Origin of the sequence: Acinetobacter sp. FDAARGOS_515, assembly GCF_003938865.1 — a bacterium.
Classification (GTDB): domain Bacteria; phylum Pseudomonadota; class Gammaproteobacteria; order Pseudomonadales; family Moraxellaceae; genus Acinetobacter; species Acinetobacter ursingii.
The window spans coordinates 1,896,546-1,914,919 of sequence record NZ_RKIX01000003.1; the positions used below are offsets into that span (position 1 = coordinate 1,896,546).

Annotated in this window: 19 protein-coding genes; all 19 read left to right on the top strand. The window is 42.0% G+C overall.

The features are described from left to right. The first annotated feature begins 12 nt into the window (after positions 1-12). The 19 genes from pilW (at position 13) to EGS47_RS10800 (ending at position 18,373) form a co-directional block, all read left to right on the top strand. Positions 13-765 (top strand): type IV pilus biogenesis/stability protein PilW, encoded by a 753-nt coding sequence (gene pilW / locus EGS47_RS10710; RefSeq protein ID WP_004994852.1) that lies wholly within the window; start codon positions 13-15, stop codon positions 763-765. Then, positions 756-1,538, top strand: coding sequence for a helix-turn-helix domain-containing protein (locus tag EGS47_RS10715; RefSeq protein WP_004994849.1), 783 nt, complete (start codon positions 756-758; stop codon positions 1,536-1,538). The genes pilW and EGS47_RS10715 overlap by 10 nt, the downstream gene beginning before the upstream one ends. A 24-nt stretch (positions 1,539-1,562) precedes the next feature. Next, positions 1,563-2,681 (top strand): flavodoxin-dependent (E)-4-hydroxy-3-methylbut-2-enyl-diphosphate synthase, encoded by a 1,119-nt coding sequence (ispG, locus tag EGS47_RS10720; RefSeq protein WP_004992682.1) that lies wholly within the window; start codon positions 1,563-1,565, stop codon positions 2,679-2,681. A 3-nt stretch (positions 2,682-2,684) separates the two neighbouring features. Beyond that, positions 2,685-3,977: a histidine--tRNA ligase gene (gene hisS / locus EGS47_RS10725; protein WP_005002271.1), complete on the top strand. Its 1,293-nt coding sequence runs from the start codon at positions 2,685-2,687 to the stop codon at positions 3,975-3,977. A 29-nt stretch (positions 3,978-4,006) separates the two neighbouring features. Continuing rightward, entirely contained in the window at positions 4,007-4,708 is a 702-nt protein-coding gene (locus tag EGS47_RS10730) for a YfgM family protein (RefSeq protein WP_005002273.1), read from the top strand. Then, positions 4,708-5,856 (top strand): outer membrane protein assembly factor BamB, encoded by a 1,149-nt coding sequence (gene bamB, locus EGS47_RS10735; protein ID WP_005002275.1) that lies wholly within the window; start codon positions 4,708-4,710, stop codon positions 5,854-5,856. Before EGS47_RS10730 ends, bamB begins: the two co-directional genes overlap by 1 nt. A 178-nt stretch (positions 5,857-6,034) precedes the next feature. After that, positions 6,035-7,444: a ribosome biogenesis GTPase Der gene (gene der / locus EGS47_RS10740; protein ID WP_004992690.1), complete on the top strand. Its 1,410-nt coding sequence runs from the start codon at positions 6,035-6,037 to the stop codon at positions 7,442-7,444. Positions 7,445-7,608: 164 nt separating this feature from the next. Then, complete coding sequence (locus EGS47_RS10745) at positions 7,609-8,220, top strand: beta-ketoacyl synthase chain length factor (protein ID WP_035271824.1); 612 nt, start codon at positions 7,609-7,611, stop codon at positions 8,218-8,220. Beyond that, positions 8,214-9,011: a lysophospholipid acyltransferase family protein gene (locus tag EGS47_RS10750; protein ID WP_005002279.1), complete on the top strand. Its 798-nt coding sequence runs from the start codon at positions 8,214-8,216 to the stop codon at positions 9,009-9,011. The genes EGS47_RS10745 and EGS47_RS10750 overlap by 7 nt, the downstream gene beginning before the upstream one ends. Beyond that, complete coding sequence (locus tag EGS47_RS10755) at positions 9,008-9,268, top strand: phosphopantetheine-binding protein (RefSeq protein WP_004992697.1); 261 nt, start codon at positions 9,008-9,010, stop codon at positions 9,266-9,268. The genes EGS47_RS10750 and EGS47_RS10755 overlap by 4 nt, the downstream gene beginning before the upstream one ends. Before the next feature lie 9 nt (positions 9,269-9,277). Beyond that, positions 9,278-9,523: an acyl carrier protein gene (locus tag EGS47_RS10760; protein WP_004992699.1), complete on the top strand. Its 246-nt coding sequence runs from the start codon at positions 9,278-9,280 to the stop codon at positions 9,521-9,523. Further along, positions 9,523-10,086 carry a septation protein IspZ gene (locus tag EGS47_RS10765; RefSeq protein WP_005002282.1) on the top strand — a complete coding sequence of 188 codons (564 nt, stop codon included), beginning with the start codon at positions 9,523-9,525 and terminating at the stop codon, positions 10,084-10,086. The genes EGS47_RS10760 and EGS47_RS10765 overlap by 1 nt, the downstream gene beginning before the upstream one ends. Continuing rightward, positions 10,067-11,743, top strand: coding sequence for an AMP-binding protein (locus EGS47_RS10770; protein ID WP_005002284.1), 1,677 nt, complete (start codon positions 10,067-10,069; stop codon positions 11,741-11,743). Before EGS47_RS10765 ends, EGS47_RS10770 begins: the two co-directional genes overlap by 20 nt. Further along, positions 11,743-12,480, top strand: a complete 738-nt coding sequence (locus tag EGS47_RS10775) for a glycosyltransferase family 2 protein (protein WP_005002286.1) — start codon at positions 11,743-11,745, stop codon at positions 12,478-12,480. Before EGS47_RS10770 ends, EGS47_RS10775 begins: the two co-directional genes overlap by 1 nt. A 2-nt stretch (positions 12,481-12,482) precedes the next feature. Continuing rightward, positions 12,483-13,406 (top strand): hypothetical protein, encoded by a 924-nt coding sequence (locus EGS47_RS10780; protein WP_005002293.1) that lies wholly within the window; start codon positions 12,483-12,485, stop codon positions 13,404-13,406. 1 nt (position 13,407) lies between these two features. Next, positions 13,408-14,994, top strand: coding sequence for an HAL/PAL/TAL family ammonia-lyase (locus EGS47_RS10785; RefSeq protein WP_005002298.1), 1,587 nt, complete (start codon positions 13,408-13,410; stop codon positions 14,992-14,994). Then, positions 14,984-15,418 carry an acyl-CoA thioesterase gene (locus tag EGS47_RS10790; protein WP_005002303.1) on the top strand — a complete coding sequence of 145 codons (435 nt, stop codon included), beginning with the start codon at positions 14,984-14,986 and terminating at the stop codon, positions 15,416-15,418. The genes EGS47_RS10785 and EGS47_RS10790 overlap by 11 nt, the downstream gene beginning before the upstream one ends. After that, positions 15,415-16,074 carry a LolA family protein gene (locus EGS47_RS10795; protein ID WP_005002305.1) on the top strand — a complete coding sequence of 220 codons (660 nt, stop codon included), beginning with the start codon at positions 15,415-15,417 and terminating at the stop codon, positions 16,072-16,074. The genes EGS47_RS10790 and EGS47_RS10795 overlap by 4 nt, the downstream gene beginning before the upstream one ends. After that, the gene (locus EGS47_RS10800) at positions 16,043-18,373 is read left to right on the top strand and encodes an MMPL family transporter (RefSeq protein WP_119686308.1); all 2,331 of its coding nucleotides are present in this window, start codon (positions 16,043-16,045) and stop codon (positions 18,371-18,373) included. The genes EGS47_RS10795 and EGS47_RS10800 overlap by 32 nt, the downstream gene beginning before the upstream one ends. Position 18,374: the final 1 nt, after the last annotated feature.

Consider the following 18,374-nt stretch of genomic DNA (forward strand, 5'->3'; position numbering starts at 1 on the left):
TCAGCATGTTTAATGGCGTTGCTGTTAACGGGATGCCAATCTCAAAAAACAACCAAAGACCCTAAAAAAGCGGTGCAGGTTCGTACACAACTTGCAGCTGAATATATCAAGTCTGGTGATCTGGATGCTGCTAAACGCGCATTGGATCAGGCTTTGGAGGTGAACTCGCGTGACTCCATGGCCAATATGATGATGGGTGTACTCTTACAACAAGAAGGTAGTGCAACAAATCTCGAGAAAGCAGACACGTATTTTAAACGTGCAATCTCGGAAGAGCCTACCAATGCACAAGCTCGTAATAATTATGGTACGTACTTATACCAATTGAAACGTTATAATGACGCGATTGAACAATTTACGATTGCAGGGGCAACACTTGGGTATGATCAGCGTTATCGTGCCCTTGAAAATCTGGGGCGTATCTACGTATTGCTTGGCGATCGTGTGAATGCTGAAAAGTCATTCAAACAAGCTTTACAGGCAAACCGCGACTCTTATGTATCTATGTTAGAGTTGTCAGAGATTTTTTATTTGCAACAGCAAATGCCAGCGGCGACTCAAATGTATGAACAATATGTGCGTACAGTGGGGCAAACCAATCAGGGGGCGCGTGCACTTTGGGTGGGGATTCGTGTTGCGCGAGCCAATGGTGATCGAATGGGAATGCAGGCACTGATCAATCAACTGCGTGCTTTATTTCCCGATAGTTCAGAATATAAACGTTATTTGCAATTACAGTATAGTACTGAGGCCGTATGGAAATAAATCCTAATTCACAGCAGCCAACTGGCTCAAGTTCACCTACTTCAGCATTAGGAAATGTTCAACGTCCAGGTGAGTACTTACGTCAGATTCGTCTTGCCCAGAAGCTTGAGTTAAATGATGTGGCATCTGATTTAAATATGCCACTTAAAACCTTAACTGCTTTAGAGCAAGATGACTATAAAAGCCTGCCAGAACCTGCATTTATCAAAGGCTATTATCGCTCTTATGCGAAATACTTAAAGACGGATGCAACTGCGATTATTCAGCGTTTTGATGAGATTTATGCGAACGATACCGGTTTATTACCGAATCATGCTTTAACCAATTCGCCGATTAAAATCATGGGGAAACTCCCAGGTTCAAAAAGTGACCGCAATAGAAAGTGGTTAAAACGTAGTCTGATTCTGATTTTAGCCCTGATTGTAATTGGCGTCATTGTGACGATGCTGCAAAATTGGTCTGCCAAGAAAACGAATACGGTCGCACCGCAAAATTCCAATGTTGAAGTCTTGCCATTAAATAATGGAGCAGCAACTTCTGGAGATGAGTTGGTGCTTAATTTTAATCGTCCAACTTCGATACATATTGTTGATTCGACAGGTAAAGTATTGGCAACTGGTCGTCAGGCATCAACTTTAACTTTAAATGGCCAATCACCGTTTCAAATTCGTCTGGATGATGCAACTGCTGTGTCATTAAGTCTAAACCAAGAACCGATTTCATTGTCTCCATATACGGTAAATGGAAAAGCAGATTTCCGTTTATCTCGTTAATGAAGATTAAATGAGAGTGAAACCATGATCGAAAATCCAATCAAGCGTCGCCCAACACGAAAAATTCGTGTGGGTTCAGTCTATGTCGGTGGTGATGCCCCGATTAGCGTGCAAAGCATGACCAATACTGAAACCTGTGATGTCGATGCGACAGTTGCGCAAATTCAACGTTGCGCTGATGCAGGCGCGGATATCATGCGCGTGTCTGTTCCATCAATGGAAGCGGCGGAGGCTTTTGGAGCAATTCGTAAGCGCGTTACGGTTCCGTTGGTTGCTGACATTCACTTCGATCATAGAATTGCACTGGCTGTGGCAGACTATGGTGCAGATTGTCTACGGATTAACCCTGGGAATATTGGTTCTGATCAAAAAGTACGTGAAGTCGTAGCAGCAGCGCGTCACCATGGCATTTCGATTCGTATTGGGGTCAATGCGGGTTCTTTAGAAAAAGATTTGCAGAAAAAATATGGCGAACCGACAGGTCAAGCTTTGCTTGAATCTGCACTACGTCATATTGATATTTTAGATCGACTGGATTTTCACGAATTTAAAGTCAGCGTTAAAGCATCTAACGTATTTTTGACCATGGATGCCTATCGTTTATTATCCCAACAGATTGATAACCCATTACATCTAGGGGTGACTGAGGCAGGGATTTACCGTACAGGTACAGTGAAGTCTGCGATTGCATTGGGTGGTTTGCTGATGGAAGGCATTGGCGATACCATGCGTATTTCACTGGCAGCAGAACCTGAAGATGAAATTAAAATCGGCTTTGATATTTTAAAATCATTGGGATTACGTTCTAACGGCATTAACTTTATTGCTTGCCCAAGCTGTTCACGTCAGGAATTTAACGTGATTAAAGTGATGCAGATGCTAGAAGAACGTCTGGAAGATATACGTACACCCATGGATGTTTCCGTGATTGGCTGTAAAGTCAATGGGCCGGGTGAGGCCAAAGAAGCTGATATTGGAGTTGTTGGGGCATCTCCTCGTTCATTGGTCTATCGTAATGGTGAAAAAAGCCATTTAATTGATACCGATCAACTGGTTGAGGAAATCGAATCAATGGTGCGTGATCGTGTAAAAGCGATTGAAGAAGCAAAATCTAAAGAAATTATTCGTACAAGTTTTGAGTAAGTCATGAGTTCAATTGTTGCAATCAAGGGTTTTAACGATATTCTTCCGAGCCAAACGGCTGCATGGAGACGTTTAGAACAACATCTGGCATCGTTAATGGATACTTATGGCTATCAACAAATTCGGTTACCAATTGTTGAGCAAACAGGTTTATTTAAACGTGCGATTGGTGATGCGACGGATATTGTTGAAAAAGAAATGTATACCTTTTTTGACAAGGGAACGCCGCCAGACTCATTAACTTTACGTCCTGAAGGTACGGCTGGTTGTGTTCGTGCGTTGCTAGAGCATAATTTATTACGTGGGGCTACACCACGTGTCTGGTATCTTGGGCCGATGTTCCGTTATGAAAAACCACAAAAAGGGCGTTATCGTCAATTCCATCAGTTTGGTGTGGAAACCTTTGGTGTGGCAAGCCCTGATATTGATGCTGAAGTGATTTTACTGACTGCGCGTTTATGGAAACGTCTAGGAATGGCGGATAAAGTCCAGCTTGAACTGAATACTTTAGGCGAAATAGACGAACGGGCAGAATATCGTGCAGCTTTGGTTGAGTTTTTGACTCAGCATAAAGATGCTTTGGATGAAGATTCACAGCGCCGTTTAACGACTAATCCTCTGCGAATTTTAGATTCAAAAATTGAATCGACTCAGAAGATTTTAGAAAATGCGCCGAAATTGCATGACTTCATTCAAGAAGACAGCATGAATCACTTTAAACAACTGCAACAGTATTTAACGGATGCAGGTATTTCTTTTGTGATCAACCAAAAGCTGGTACGTGGTCTGGATTATTACAACAAAACTGTTTTTGAGTGGACGACTACAGCATTGGGTTCACAGGGCACCGTTTGTGCAGGTGGACGTTATGATGGTTTGGTGGGGCAGTTGAAAGGGAAAGCGGATCAATCTGTTCCTGCTGTTGGTTTTGCAATGGGAATGGAGCGTTTATTGCTGCTTCTTGAGCAAATTGAACAAGCGCAGGTCGTCCGTGATTGTGATGTGTTTTTAGTGGCTGAACCTGCTTATCAGGGTCGTGCACTGATTTTGGCAGAACAATTACGTGATCAGCTTGAAACAAGCAATAGTTCACTACGTATCAAAACTGGTTCACAGGGCAGCATGAAAAGCCAGATGAAAAAAGCCGATCAGTCTGGCGCTGTCTATGCCATGATTTTGGGTGAGCGTGAATGGAATGCGGGTGAGTTGACCATAAAAGAGTTGGCAACCGCTGAACAATCCACTGTCGCGATCGAACAACTGGTTTCATTTTTAACTGAAAAATTGGCAAAATAAGCGAAAAAGCTGAAAGGAAAGGAACGTAGATGAGTGCGTTAACTGAAGAAGAACAACTGGATAATCTAAAGTCGTTCGGTAAAAAATATGGCTCTGCCATCATTAGCGGTATTTTGATTGCGCTCATCGCCTTTTTTGGATGGCAATATTGGCAGAAAAAAACACTGGCTGAAAATCAGGTGCGTACTGCAAAAGTGCAACAACTTATGGATCAGGCACAAGGCGCTGAATCAAATCCAGATGCACTTAGTAACTTATATGCCTCAGCAGATAAAATTACCAAAGATGCGCCAGATTCAGTACAAGCCATTCAAACTGAACTGATGTTGGCAAAAGTGGCGTATGACAAAGCCGATTATGCCGCAGCAGAAAAGTCATTGAAGAAAGTTGAAAACTCAAAACTTAATGATGATGGTCTATTGCAACTGGTTAAACTTCGTTTGGCATATGCCCAACTTGCACAAAATAAATATGACGATGCCTTAAAAACATTGGCATTGGTCGCAGATCCTGCATTTAAGGCCACGGCTGAAGAAGCGCGTGGTGACATTTATGTCGCGAAGAAAGATATTGCTTCTGCGAAAAAAGCCTATCAAAGTGCGTGGGATGATTTGGCAAAGCGCAAGCAAGAGCGCCAAATTTTACAAATTAAACTCGAAAGTGTTGGCGTTTTAGTAGATGATCCTGAGATTGAACGCCCGATTATAGACACACAGGTGGATAAGTCTTAATGGATAGAAAATTTACACTCCCGTTTGCGCTTGCTTTGGTTGCAGCAGCTTTAGTTGGTTGCTCCACGAATAAACTTAAAGTAGAAGAACCGAAACCAAATCCTTTGCCAAAATTAGCACAGGCCAAAACACTGGTTCCCGTTTTTTCACAAAGCGTTTCTTCAACAGACAAAGCCGATCCACTACGTTTACAGCTTGACTCTGATAATGGTGTGAATTTTATTGTCGATCCAAAAGGCGAAGTTGCTGCCTATCGTGGTAAACAACGTCTATGGGAAACTCGTGTCAATAAACACGGATTGACTTCAGGCGTCGAAGCCAAAGAAGGCGTGGTCTTAGTGGGTAGTGCCAAAGGTGAGTTGTTTGCACTGGATGAAAGTACAGGTCAAAAAAAATGGCAGGCACAGTTAAGTGGTGCTTTGCTGAGTCCATCTTTAATCAAAGATGGACGTGCAGTGACCATTGCCAATGACGGTACAGTCTTTGCGCACGATTTACAGACTGGACAGCAGCTTTGGGCGTATAAAATGCCAAATGTACAATTTAGCTTGCGTGGACAGCCTTCTCCAGTGATGCTGGATGATCATACCGTGATCGTGGCATCGGCCAATGCTTATGTATACGGCATTGATGTGATCAGTGGTGTACCACGCTTCCAGCGTCGCGTTGCAGTCAGTGAAGGTCGCTCAGACGTACAACGTCTGATTGATATCGATGGTGATCCAGTAGTCGTGGGGCAGTTTTTGGTCACGACCAGTTATCAGGGACAAATCACTGTAATTGATGTCGCTGCACAGCAAGTGGTTTGGAGTGAAGACGCTAGCAGCAATAAACGTGCTGAGGTCAGTAACGACAAAGTATTCGTAGCACAAACTGATGGTAAACTTGTGGCTTATAACCTGACCACAGGCGAAAAAGCGTGGGAAAGTGATGCTTTGATGCACCGTCAGTTGAGTAACCCAGTGGTATTAGGTTCTGATCTGGTGGTCGGTGATTTAGATGGTTATTTGCACCTGATTGATCCAAACAATGGACAACTTGTGGGTCGTTCCAAAACCAGTGGTGAAGTGAGAACTTTACGTGTAGTGGATAACCAGCTTTATGTTTCCACACGCAAAGGTGAATTTACTGTTTGGCAAAACCGTTAATTTTAGACGGGCTTGTGTTAAACTAGTCATTCGCGAATTCTTTGCTTCAAATTCGTCGGGGTGTTTGAGTATATAATATTCAAAGCCCCGTTGTTTTTTATTCAGGTCTATGACCTAAAATCTTCCTTATTATTTCCTTGTTCATGCCAAATGGCTGATCTTGAATGTAGGTTACTTTATGAAACCCGTTATTGCGCTCATTGGTCGTCCCAACGTCGGAAAATCAACGCTATTTAACCAGATTACCAAGAGTCGTGATGCACTTGTTGCCGATTTTGCGGGGCTTACGCGTGACCGTAAATATGGTGATGCCGTTTACCAGAATAAATCCTTTATTGTGGTAGATACAGGCGGTATTGGCGAAAGCGAAGCGGGGATCGATGCTTACATGGCGGAACAGTCAAAAACTGCCATCAATGAAGCTGACATTATTATTTTTGTGGTGGACGCTCGTGCAGGCTTACTTGCTTCAGATGAACAAATTGCCCGTGAAATACGCAGTCTGGGTAAGAAAATTTATTTAGTTGCCAATAAAGTGGATGGTGTACACGCTGAAGCAGCCGTAGTCGAGTTTTATAAACTAGGCTTTGGTGAACCGATCCATGTTGCAGCCAGCCATGGTCGCGGTGTGGCGCAGATGCTTGAAGATGTGCTTGAAGATGTTCCTGAAGATGAAAATCCAGAAGAACATGACAAAAATACAGGACTAAGACTCGCGATTATTGGTCGTCCAAATGTCGGTAAATCAACACTCGTCAACCGTTTGTTAGGCGAAGAACGTGTTGTGGCATTTGATGAGCCTGGAACGACACGTGATTCGATTTATATCCCTTATGAGCGTGATGGTCGCCAATATACCTTGATCGATACCGCAGGGGTGCGCCGTAAAGGTAAAGTGGATGAAATGATTGAAAAATTTTCAATCGTAAAGACACTACAGGCGATTAAAGATGCGCATGTGATTGTTGTGGTTTTGGATGCTCGTGAAGGTGTGGTTGAGCAAGATCTACATCTGATTGGCTATGCGCTTGAAGCGGGTCGTGCCATGGTGGTTGCCATTAATAAATGGGACAACATGACCGAGTACGATCGCAAGCAATGTAAACTGGATGTTGATCGTCGTTTTGATTTTATTCCGTGGGCAAAAGTACATCTGATTTCTGCCTTGCATGGCACAGGCGTAGGTGAGTTATATCCATCGATTCACCGTGCTTATGATTCTTCGCATTTAAAAGTTTCACCTGCGAAATTAACTCAAATTTTAAATGATGCAACAGATGCGCATCAACCGCCGATGATTAGCGGTAAGCGTATTAAAATGCGTTATGCGCATATGGGTGGACAAAATCCTCCGACAATTGTCATTCACGGTAATAAAGTCGATAAAACCCCAGCGGATTATCGTCGTTATCTGGAAAATGTGTTTCGTAAAGTCTATAAGCTTGAAGGCACGCCTGTACGAATTGACTTTAAGACCTCAGAAAATCCATTTGAAGGACGTAAATCGCAAATCGATGAACGCGTCGCTGCGCGTAAACGTCGTTATATTCAAAAATTTAAGAAAGCTGAGAAAAAATTTAAGCGTTAAATTGTGCATAATAAAAAACCCCGATCCCATTTCGGGGTTTTTGCATTTAAAGACACTGCATCTTTTTGTTATTTCAGTTAAAATGTAATTTTTTGTTAATTTGAAGACTGGTGCTATAATTTTGCACCAATTTCTAACACCTTTGCCATGGGCTCGCATTCAGCATGATCAGATTTCATCTTTCTGCGCTTCGACTGTGTTGTACACAACATGACTGTACAGCATTGGAGTCTTTGCCTGCAATGCAGCGCAGACGACTTTCGCCTTTGGCAAAATTGGCGATAAATGCCGCCATGCAAACTCTGGCGCAGCAATCTGCTGATTATATTGTATGGGCTTCTCAGTATGGCGATGAGGCCAAAACATTGGGTATTTTACAAGATGTATTAACCCATCAAACGCCATCACCTACACAGTTTTCAACTTCGGTTCATAATGCCATTGCGGGTCTTTATTCTATTTTGTGTAAAGACGAGACTATTTCGACCAGTTTAAGTTGCGGTTGGTCAGAAGCAATGATCGAAGCCTATGCGATTTTAAAAACTCAGCCTCAGATTAAAACCGTTTTAGTGGTTTATTATGACGCGCCATTACCTGAAATTTATCAGGATCGACAACCTTTTGAGCCATTTACACTATCGACTTTACTGAGCTTGGAACATGCCAATGTCGAATTGAACGCAGTTGAGCAGACTCAGGATATTGATGCGCTCAGTTTTTATTCCTTCTGGCAAGATCAGCAGCAAACAGCATGGCTAGGATGGCAAAAATGTTAAATCGGGCATTATTAAACAATAAGATCAATTATATTTGGCGTGTTGCAGCAACCGGTTTCAGTTTTGCCAGTTTTGGTATTGGGGGCGTGGCAATCGCGACTGTGGTTGCACCTTTGGTAAATTTAACTGCACAGGATCAGGCGACTCGTCGACAACGTGCTCAACAGGTGATTCGTACCAGTTTTAAAGGCTTTACCGAAATGATGGTCAAGTTGGGCATCATGACTTATTCGGTGGAAGGTCTGGAAAAATTACAGCAAAGCCGACAAGAATTAGTGATTGCCAATCATCCGACTTTGATCGATGTGGTGATCCTCATTGGACTCATGCAACAAGCCAATTGCGTAGTAAAGCAGTCGCTCTGGTCAAATCCATTTACACGAGGTCCTGTGCGCAGCGCAGGTTACGTTTTAAATGCAGGATCTAATCAATTTATCCATGATTGCGTGACAAGCTTACAGCAAGATAATGCGCCATCGCTCATCATTTTTCCTGAGGGAACGAGGACACAAAAAGATGAACAGATTAATGAGTTTCAGCGTGGCGCTGCCAATATTGCAATTCGTGCCGATGTACCGATTCGACCTGTGTTGATTCGTTGCACACCCACGACGTTAACCAAAAATGAAAAGTGGTATCACATTCCTGCGAAGCCCTTTCATATTGAGATTAAAATTTTGGATGCCATTCATATTTCAGAGGTACTTTCTGATTTGACGGTCAGTCCTAAAAATGTCCGTGCCCTCAATCAGTATTTACAGCAATTTTTTAAGCAAGAGTTATCTAAATGAGCAATTTGGCCAACGAATTAAAACAAATGATTATTGATGTTTTAGCACTTGAAGACATCACCGTTCAGGATATTGATGATCAGGCGCCATTATTTGGAGAGGGGCTAGGGCTAGATTCAATAGACGCTTTGGAATTAGGGCTTGCCCTCAAAAAACGTTACAACATTCATTTAAATGCTGAATCGGATGAGACCAAACAGCATTTTCGCTCAATTCAAAGTCTAGTGACTTTGGTTGAAGCTCAACAAGAAGTATAAGAGGTAGCTATGTTAAGTCAGGAACACATTCTTTCGACCTTACGTGAATGGATGCAGGATTTATTTGAAATTGAGCCTGAAACAATCCAATTAGAATCCAATCTATATTCGGATCTGGATGTTGATAGTATTGATGCAGTGGATTTAATCGTCAAAATTAAAGAGTTGACAGGGAAGCAGGTCAAACCTGAGGACTTTAAAAATGTCAGAACAGTACACGATGTTGTGACTGTTATTCAGAATATGACCGCTTAATGAATCACTTTTTGAAATGGATAACAGCGATTTTTTTCATTGCTTATCCTTTTATTGTGGGTTGGAGTTTATCCAACGGTCATTTTTTTGCCGTCAGTATATTGTTGGTGATGGTGGGGATGTCACGCCTTGTGTTTAAATCCAATGCATTATTATGGCCACTTTCTATGTTTGCCATTTTATGTGGTGGTTTAAGCGTGATGTTGAATGATCATGCATGGCTTAAATTTTATCCAGTTCTGATGAGTCTAGGCGCTTTGGGTATATTTGCATCGACCTTATGGCGACCACCTTCCATGATTGAGCGTTTCGCACGTATCATGCAGCCCGATTTACCTGAGTCTGGCGTGCAATGGACGCGAAAAGTCACCATGGTCTGGTGTGGTTTTTTTCTATTCAATGCCGCTATGGCTTGGTGTACGATTGTTTATGCACCGACCCAGATTTGGGTGTTATATAACGGCTTTATTTCTTATGTCCTCATGGGCATTCTTTTACTTGGTGAATTTATTTTAAGAAAACGCCATCAGCGTTTGAACAATAATGATGAACAATTCCTTTAATCCATTTATTCAGTCACAACAGACTTTAGCGATTACCGTTGACCAACAGCAAATTTCTTTTGCTGCATTTTGGCAAGATGTATCACAGCAGGCGCAATTACTTTCTTTGCGACCTGAATGCATCTGGGCGCTTTGGCATCAAGACAGCTATGAGTTTCTGGTGTTATTGTTTGCAGCACTTCAAGCAAAGAAAAGGATTGTGTTGCCTCCACATCGGGTGGCACAGCTTGAACAAAATTTAGCTTCACAACATATTTATTTTTTATCACGTCAGACATTTACTGAAATAAACTCGAATTTTGTACTTGATTTTAGTCAGAATTTTCTTGAACAAGCGCAGATCGATTTTTACACTTCTGGTTCAACCGGCGAACCGAAACGGATTGAACGCACCTTAGCGCAGTTGTTTAAGGAAGTGCAGGGGCTCGATCAGACATTTTGCCTAACTGAACAAGTCCTTGCATTGGCGACGGTCAGTCATCAGCATATTTATGGTTTATTGTTTAAACTGCTCTGGCCATTATTTACAGGGCGAAGTTTTTATAGTCCGCAACTGGCTTTTCCAGAAGATGTGATTGCGATCCAAAAGCAGTTTGCTGAATTTGGACTGCAAAACTATGTGATTTCTAGTCCAGCTTTACTCAAACGTTGGACGTTAAATCTAAAACTTGTAGATAGTCAGGCGGTATTTTCTTCTGGCGGAAAATTGGAAAATGGTGTTCGACCCTTATTCAATTATACGATTACTGAGATTTTAGGAAGTTCGGAGACGGGTGGAATTGCCTATCGAACTGAAGATGAAAGTGCATGGCAAGCCTTTGCAGATGTGAATATTAACATCCAGCAACAGCTTTTAAATGTACAAACTGAACACGCCTTTTGTTCTGACTGGATTGAAACTGGGGATCTGGCAGAATGGGAAAATGCCAATAACCCAAAAACTGGATTTAAATTACTGGGTCGTGCCGATCGTTTGATCAAGCTGGAAGAAAAACGTCTGAGTTTGGATGCGATTGAACAAACGATTAAAACATTACCAGCGGTAAAACAATGTCATGCTTTATTGGTCGAGCAGGAACAGCGTCAGTTTTTGGCATGTATTGTGGTTTTGCACGATGCCGCACGTCAACAGTTACAATGCATAGGTAAACACGCATTTGTATCTGAGATAAAACAACAATTAAGTGATGGCTTGGAAAATATCGCAATTCCCCGTTTATGGCGATTTTTGACAGAGCTTCCACAAAACACGCAGTCAAAATTGGATAAACATTATTTAAAAAGTTTGTTTGAGCCAATGCTGCAACCTGTGATTTTGTCGCGTTTGCAAGTAAATGAATGCCATCAACTGAAACTGGAATTTACGCCCGAACTGCTGTGTTTTAAAGGGCATTTCCCCAATCATCCGATCTACCCCGGTGTGGGGCAGATTGGATTTATCCAGACATTTGCCAGACAAATCTGGGGGGATTTAGACTGGTGCAATGGTTATGAACAACTTAAATTTCAACATTTAATCCAGCCTTATCATGTTATTGAGTTAAAACTGACGCGCAAACAGCATAAAGTCAGTTTTGAGCTATCTGGTGTACAGCAAACTTTGGCATCAGGGCGTTTGTTATTTGCATTGAAAGATTCGGATGAGGAGACAGTTTGATGCAAACTTATGGTTTTGTTATTCCTGTGTTTAATCATCCGCATTATCTTGATGAATTAATGGCAGCTCTAAGCCAGTATCATTTACCTATAATTGTGGTGAATGATGGTAGTCATGATGAATGTACCATGCGATTGAAAGCATTGGATCAGGCTTATGCGCACCTTCACTTGATTGAGCATGATCATAATCAAGGTAAAGGTCAGGCGGTCATCACGGGGTTGAATTATGCGGGGCAAATGGGACTCAGCCATGCTTTGCAGATAGATGCGGATGGACAACATCAATGGACAGATATTGATCAGTTTTTGCAGTTATCGCAGCAGCATCCTGATGCAGTGGTGATTGGTCAACCTGTATTTGATTTATCCGTCCCCAAAAAACGCTTGTATGGGCGATATGTCACGCATGTCTGGGTTTGGATTAATAGTTTGTCTTTCGATATTAAAGACAGCATGTGTGGTTTCCGGATCTATCCTTTAGCACCAACATTAAAAATTTTAAAACAAGCAAAGTTCCAACCACGTATGGGCTTCGACAGTGAAATTTTAGTCCGTCTAAAGTGGGAAAATGCCAAATTTATAAATGTCCCAACGCCTGTGATTTATCCTGAACATGGGATTTCTCATTTTGATGTCTGGCGCGATAATCTGGGAATGAGTCAGGCACATGCGCGCTTATTTGCGGGCATGCTATGGCGTTTGCCCAAACTCATTAAACAAAAAATACAAGGCTAAACATGCAGCGCCAATCTTCTAACTGGAGCGATCGTAAAGAGCGAGGTGGACTGGGGCTGCTCACGCTAGTGCTCTATTTTTATCGTTTGGGTGGGCGTTGGTTATGTAAGGTCGTATTGTACTTTATTATTCTGTGGTATTGGCTGTTTGCAGTTTCTGCACGGCAGGCGTCACTTGATTATTTGCGTCAATTACATGTATTCGCAGGTGGTCATTCTCCATTTTCGGCTTTACCGTCTTGGGCAAATAGCTATCAGCATTTTATCCAGTTCGGAATCAGTATCTTAGATAAAATGGAAGGTTGGCTTGGGAATATCCCTGAACAACAGTTACAGTTGTTTGGTCATCAGCATTTTCAACAGGCGTACCAGAAAGGTGCATTATTAGTCGTATCGCATTTTGGCAATATTGAACTGTTACGTGCTGTTAAATCTCAACATTCTCAGAAAATCAATGTATTGGTCTATCAAAAACACGCCACACAATTTAATGCTTTTCTGAAAAAACTCAACGATCAAGCTGACGTGAATCTGATTTCTGTCGATGAATTGGGACTAGAAACAGCCATTTTATTAGAAGAAAAAATGCAACAAGGTGAATGGGTGATTGTCGCGGCAGATCGTGCGCCTGTGCAATCTGATCGCGTTCAACATATTGAGTTTCTTGGTAAAGATGCACTATGGCCACAGGGTGCGTGGATACTGGCAAGTTTACTCAAAGTGCCTGTTTTGGCAGTGTTTTGTTATCGACAGCAGCAACATTTTGAAGTGCATATCCATAAAATTGCAGATGTCATCGATTTACCACGAAAGACCCGTATGCAAGCCATGCAGACGGTGACGCGACAATATGTGGCTTTGCTTGAGCAGCATTGCTTACGCGCACCGTATCAATGGTTTAATTTTTATCATTTTTGGACGAAGTAAATTGAATAACAGTATATTAAATACGGGCATAGAACAATTCATTACCGTAGGGATAGAGCCATTAAGTATTGAAGATGTGGTGCGTGTTGCACATGGGTATTGTCAGGTTTCATTACCACAACAACAAACGTGGCGTGATTTTATTCAAAAAGGCGCTGACTTTCTGGACGAATTATTAGAGCAGGAAGGTGTTATTTACGGAGTTACAACAGGTTATGGAGATTCTTGTTTAGTTGAAGTGCCTGCGCATCAGGTGAATGAACTGCCTTTACATCTTTCTCGTTTTCATGGCTGTGGCCTAGGTAAAAATCTGGAACTGGTGACTGCGCGCGCTGTAGTCGTTACGCGATTATGTTCTTTGGCAAGAGGCTATTCTGGGGTTTCACTGGCGTTACTAGAGCGTCTAGTTTGGTTACTCAATCAAAATGTAATTCCTGTCATTCCATCCGAAGGTTCTGTTGGCGCGAGCGGCGATTTAACCCCGCTTTCCTATATTGCGGGGGTATTGGTCGGTGAGCGAGAGGTCTATTACCAAGGTCAAATTGTACCTGTCCAACAGGTGTATACAGCAAAAGGTATTGAGCCTTTGATTTTGCGCCCTAAAGAGGGACTGGCTTTGATGAATGGAACAGCCGTCATGACAGCAATGGCATGTTTAAATTATAAACGTGCTGAGCAAGTTGCCCATGCTGCAACATTAATTACGGCATTAAATGTGTTTGCATTAGACGGCAATCCAACACATTTTGATGAAGTGCTGTTTGCCCAAAAGCCACATGCAGGACAGCAGAAAGTTGCAGCACAATTACGTGACTGGCTAGAAAGCGAAGTGCAAACCGCCCATCAAAGTCCACGTTTGCAGGATCGTTACTCATTACGCTGTGCGCCACATATCATTGGCGTTTTTGAAGACTCTAAAGTTTGGTTACGTCAATTTATTGAAAATGAATTGAATTCGAGTAATGACAATCCTTTGATTGATCCGATTAACTTGAGGGTTTTACATGGTGGGCATTTTTATGGCGGACATATTGCCCAAGCGATGGATAGTTTAAAAATCATGATTGCCAATATTGCTGATTTACTGGATCGGCAATTAGCGCAATTGGTCGATCATAAAATGAATCATGGCTTACCGCGTAATTTAACGGGTGCAACAGCAGACCGCTTACCTTTAAATCATGGTTTTAAAGCGGTACAAATTGGGGTATCGGCATGGACAGCCGAAGCATTGAAACAAACCTTATCGGCCTCCATTTTTTCGCGTTCAACGGAATGTCACAATCAGGATAAAGTCAGCATGGGCACAATTGCGGCACGAGATGCCGAACGTGTGATTGTATTGACTGAACAAGTGGTCGCTGCCTTATGTTGTGCCAGTGTGCAGGCAATTCATTTAAAAGGCTTAAAGCAACAGCTTTCGCCAGTGCTGCGAGCATTTATGGACTGGACCTTACACAGTTTTGCATTGGTGGTGGAAGACCGACCATTACAAACTGAATTACAACAAATAATGGATCGTTTTGCCAACTTTGAACTGTCTAATACGGATTGGATGCTGCAACAGGAGCAAGCTTATGCAAGCTGAAGTCGTTATTGAGGTTCCTTTTCATGATGTCGATATTATGAATGTGGTTTGGCATGGGCATTATCTGAAATATTTTGAAATCGCGCGCTGTAAGCTTTTGGATCAGTTTCATTATAACTATATGCAAATGCAGGCTTCAGGTTATGCGTGGCCTGTGATTGAAAGCCATGTACGCTATGTACAGGGTATTCAGTTTGAGCAAAAAATTCGGGTACGTGCAATGTTAAAAGAGTGGGAAAATCGTTTAAAAATTGATTATGTGATTTTTGATGAAGCGACTGGAAAACGACTGACCAAAGGTTATACCACGCAGGTCGCCGTTGAAATTCAAACACGGGAAATGTGTTTTCAGTCTCCGCAAGTGTTATTGGATTGTCTGAATGCATGGTCTGAGTTTCAATCCGCGCAGGAGCAAAAACCATGATGGCTGCTATTTTAAATCAACATAAAAAAAGATTTAATTTTGTTCTACTCGCAACTTTCGTATTTTGGGTTTTAAGTCTTTCGGTTACTGTGCAGGCAGCTTCACCACAAGCAGAACAGATTTTTAAACAGCTTTCACAAACCACGTTGGTACGAGCCAAATTTGAACAGCAAAAAAAACTGGCATCTCTCCAAAAAACTTTTGTTTCCAACGGTGATGTGGTTTTTGCTAAAAGTAATGGTGTGCTGTGGCAGCTACAGCGTCCAGTCCAAGCAGACCTTGTGGTAACGCCCAAAAAACTGGTTCAGAAAACAGCAAACACCATGAGTCAGCTTGATGTCGGCAAGTCACCCTATGGTTCAGTGGCGACTTTATTTTTGCAATTGATGTCGGGTAACTCAGCACTTTTAGATCAACATTTTACCGTCAATAAAACCAGTATCACCGCCCAAGGTTGGTCAATCAGTTTGCGTCCTAAAAGTAGCTTATTTAAAAAGTTATTTGTACAGGTGGATGTACAGGGACAACAATATGTCAATCAAATTGTGATTGCAGAACAAGGTCGTAATATAACCACGATTCATTTTAGTCAGCAACATTCACAACCAGCGGCACTCACGACTGATGAACAAGCACTTTTCCAATTGGCAAAATAAATGTAGCGTGGTCTGGCTGGTCATGCTCATGGTGATCAGTTTGATCATGGGTGTGGCATGGCTCAAAAAAGAGATTCATATTCAGACCAATATTTTTGCTTTACTGCCTAAACTGAATCAGGATGCAGATTTAGCTGAGACGCAGCACTATGTCAGTGAACAGCTAAACAGTAATATTTTTGTCGTGATTGATGCTCAAGATAGTCAACAATTACAACAAGCAACGGATGATTTACAACGTGCTGTGAGCCAAAGCTCGTTGTTTGAACCGTTACAGCCACAAGTAGATACGGAACAACTCGGGCGAATTTTATATCAGCACCGTGCAGGTTTACTCAGTACGGATGATCAGCAGTTACTTGCGCAAAAAGATTATGCAAGTTTAACTGAAAAAAGCCTGATGCAATTGTTTACACCAGGTTTGCCGATTAGCGCAGAGAGCTTAAAACAAGATCCATTCATGCTGTTTAGCCGTTATTTGCTTGGAGTGAGTCAACAGGTACAACATGACAATGTCGAACTGGAAAACGGTTTTGCTACGATTCATGATCACGACAAAATTTCACGGTTGTTTAGCCTAAAATTAAAACAAAGCCCTTATAACATTGATTATCAAGAGCAGGCTTCAGCGTGGATTGATACGACCCAACAACACCTTGCTCAGATGAATGTTAAAAGTCACTGGACTGGAACATTATTATTTTCCAACTATGGTACGCAGTCGGCAAAACAGGAGATTTCGACCATCGGTGTAGGTTCAAGTCTGGGGCTAATGCTATTGGTCTGGTTTGGTTTTCGTTCGTTACGCCCTTTATTGACTGAGTTTATTGCTGTTTCGACAGGGTGTTTAGTGGCTTTTGCCGCCACCCACTGGATCTTTGGTGAAATTCATCTGATGACCTTGGTGTTTGGGGCAAGTCTAATTGGTGTCTGTGTCGATTTTTCCTTTTACTTTATGGCAATGCAATCTCAGCACCGTAAGCTGAGTGGTTTTGAAGTTCTACGTCCGCTATTGCCGAGCTTGTTTATGGGATTGATGACCACCATCGTGGCCTATGTGTTTTTGAGTTTTACGCCATTTCCGGGCTTTAAACAAATTGCCGTGTTTTCCATTGTGGGTTTGGCTTCGGCGTGGTTGACCAGTATTTTATTATTGCCGCGTTTACCTGCCTTAAATGCTGAACCTGCTATTCAACGATTAAAGTGGATTGGTGAATTTAGAATCTGGTTTCAGCAGCATCGACTAATTCGCTATGTCACTTTGTTGAGTATTGTGTGCATCGGAGTGAGTAGTTTATTTTTCTTAAAAACCAATGATGATATTCGCAATTTGCAAAGTATGGATAAATCCTTAAAGCAGGAAGACCAGTATGTGCGTGAACGCTTTATGGGGCAGCAGGGTAGCGACTATTTTGTGGTGCGGGGGCGTACGCCAGAACAAATGCAAGCCAATGAACAAGTGTTGATTCAAAAGTTACAGCATTTACAACATCAAGATCAACTCACAAGTTTTCAGGCTTTAGGACAATGGATTCCTACGCAGCAACAACAGCAACAAAATATTGCCCAACTTCAGTCGATTCCAGAATCTGTGTTAGAGCAGTACGCGCAAAATATGGGCTTACCCGTAAATGACGTAAAAACATGGCAGCAACAATTAGCTACTTTACCCTTATTATCACTACAGGATTTTAAGCAGCATCCATTGGCCTTTTTACAGGTGCATTCTAATGAGCGTTTGGTGCTTTTAAATGGAGTTAAGGATGTCAGTGCTTTAAAACAGTTGCAAAATGAACACGTGATTTTGCAACAACCGATGATGCAGTTATCCGATTTATTTAAACAACATCGTTTACAGGCACAGTCTTTATTCGTCTATGCCTTGATTGCACTGGCGATCGGTCTAGGTGTTATTTATGGCTGGCGCTCTATTGTGCCGTTGGTGATGCCAGTGAGTCTGGCATTACTTACGACTTTTGCGATACAGGCTTGGTTGGGCGTTGAACTCAATTTATTTAGTATCATGGGGACTTTTCTAATTGTGGGTATTGGTGTGGATTATGCGATTTTTTATCGACATGGCCATGATCATCCGCAAGTGGTTGGAATGGCATTATTCTTATGTATGATGTCAACTTTGCTCGGCTTTGGTTTATTATCATTGAGTCATACTTATGCGATTCATTGTTTTGGTTTAACGGTACTTTTTGGGGTCATTTTTTCATTTATTTATGCCACGTTGTTTACGCCATCGGATGAGCAACATGTGGTGATTTCACGTTATCAGTCAAAGAGCTGAG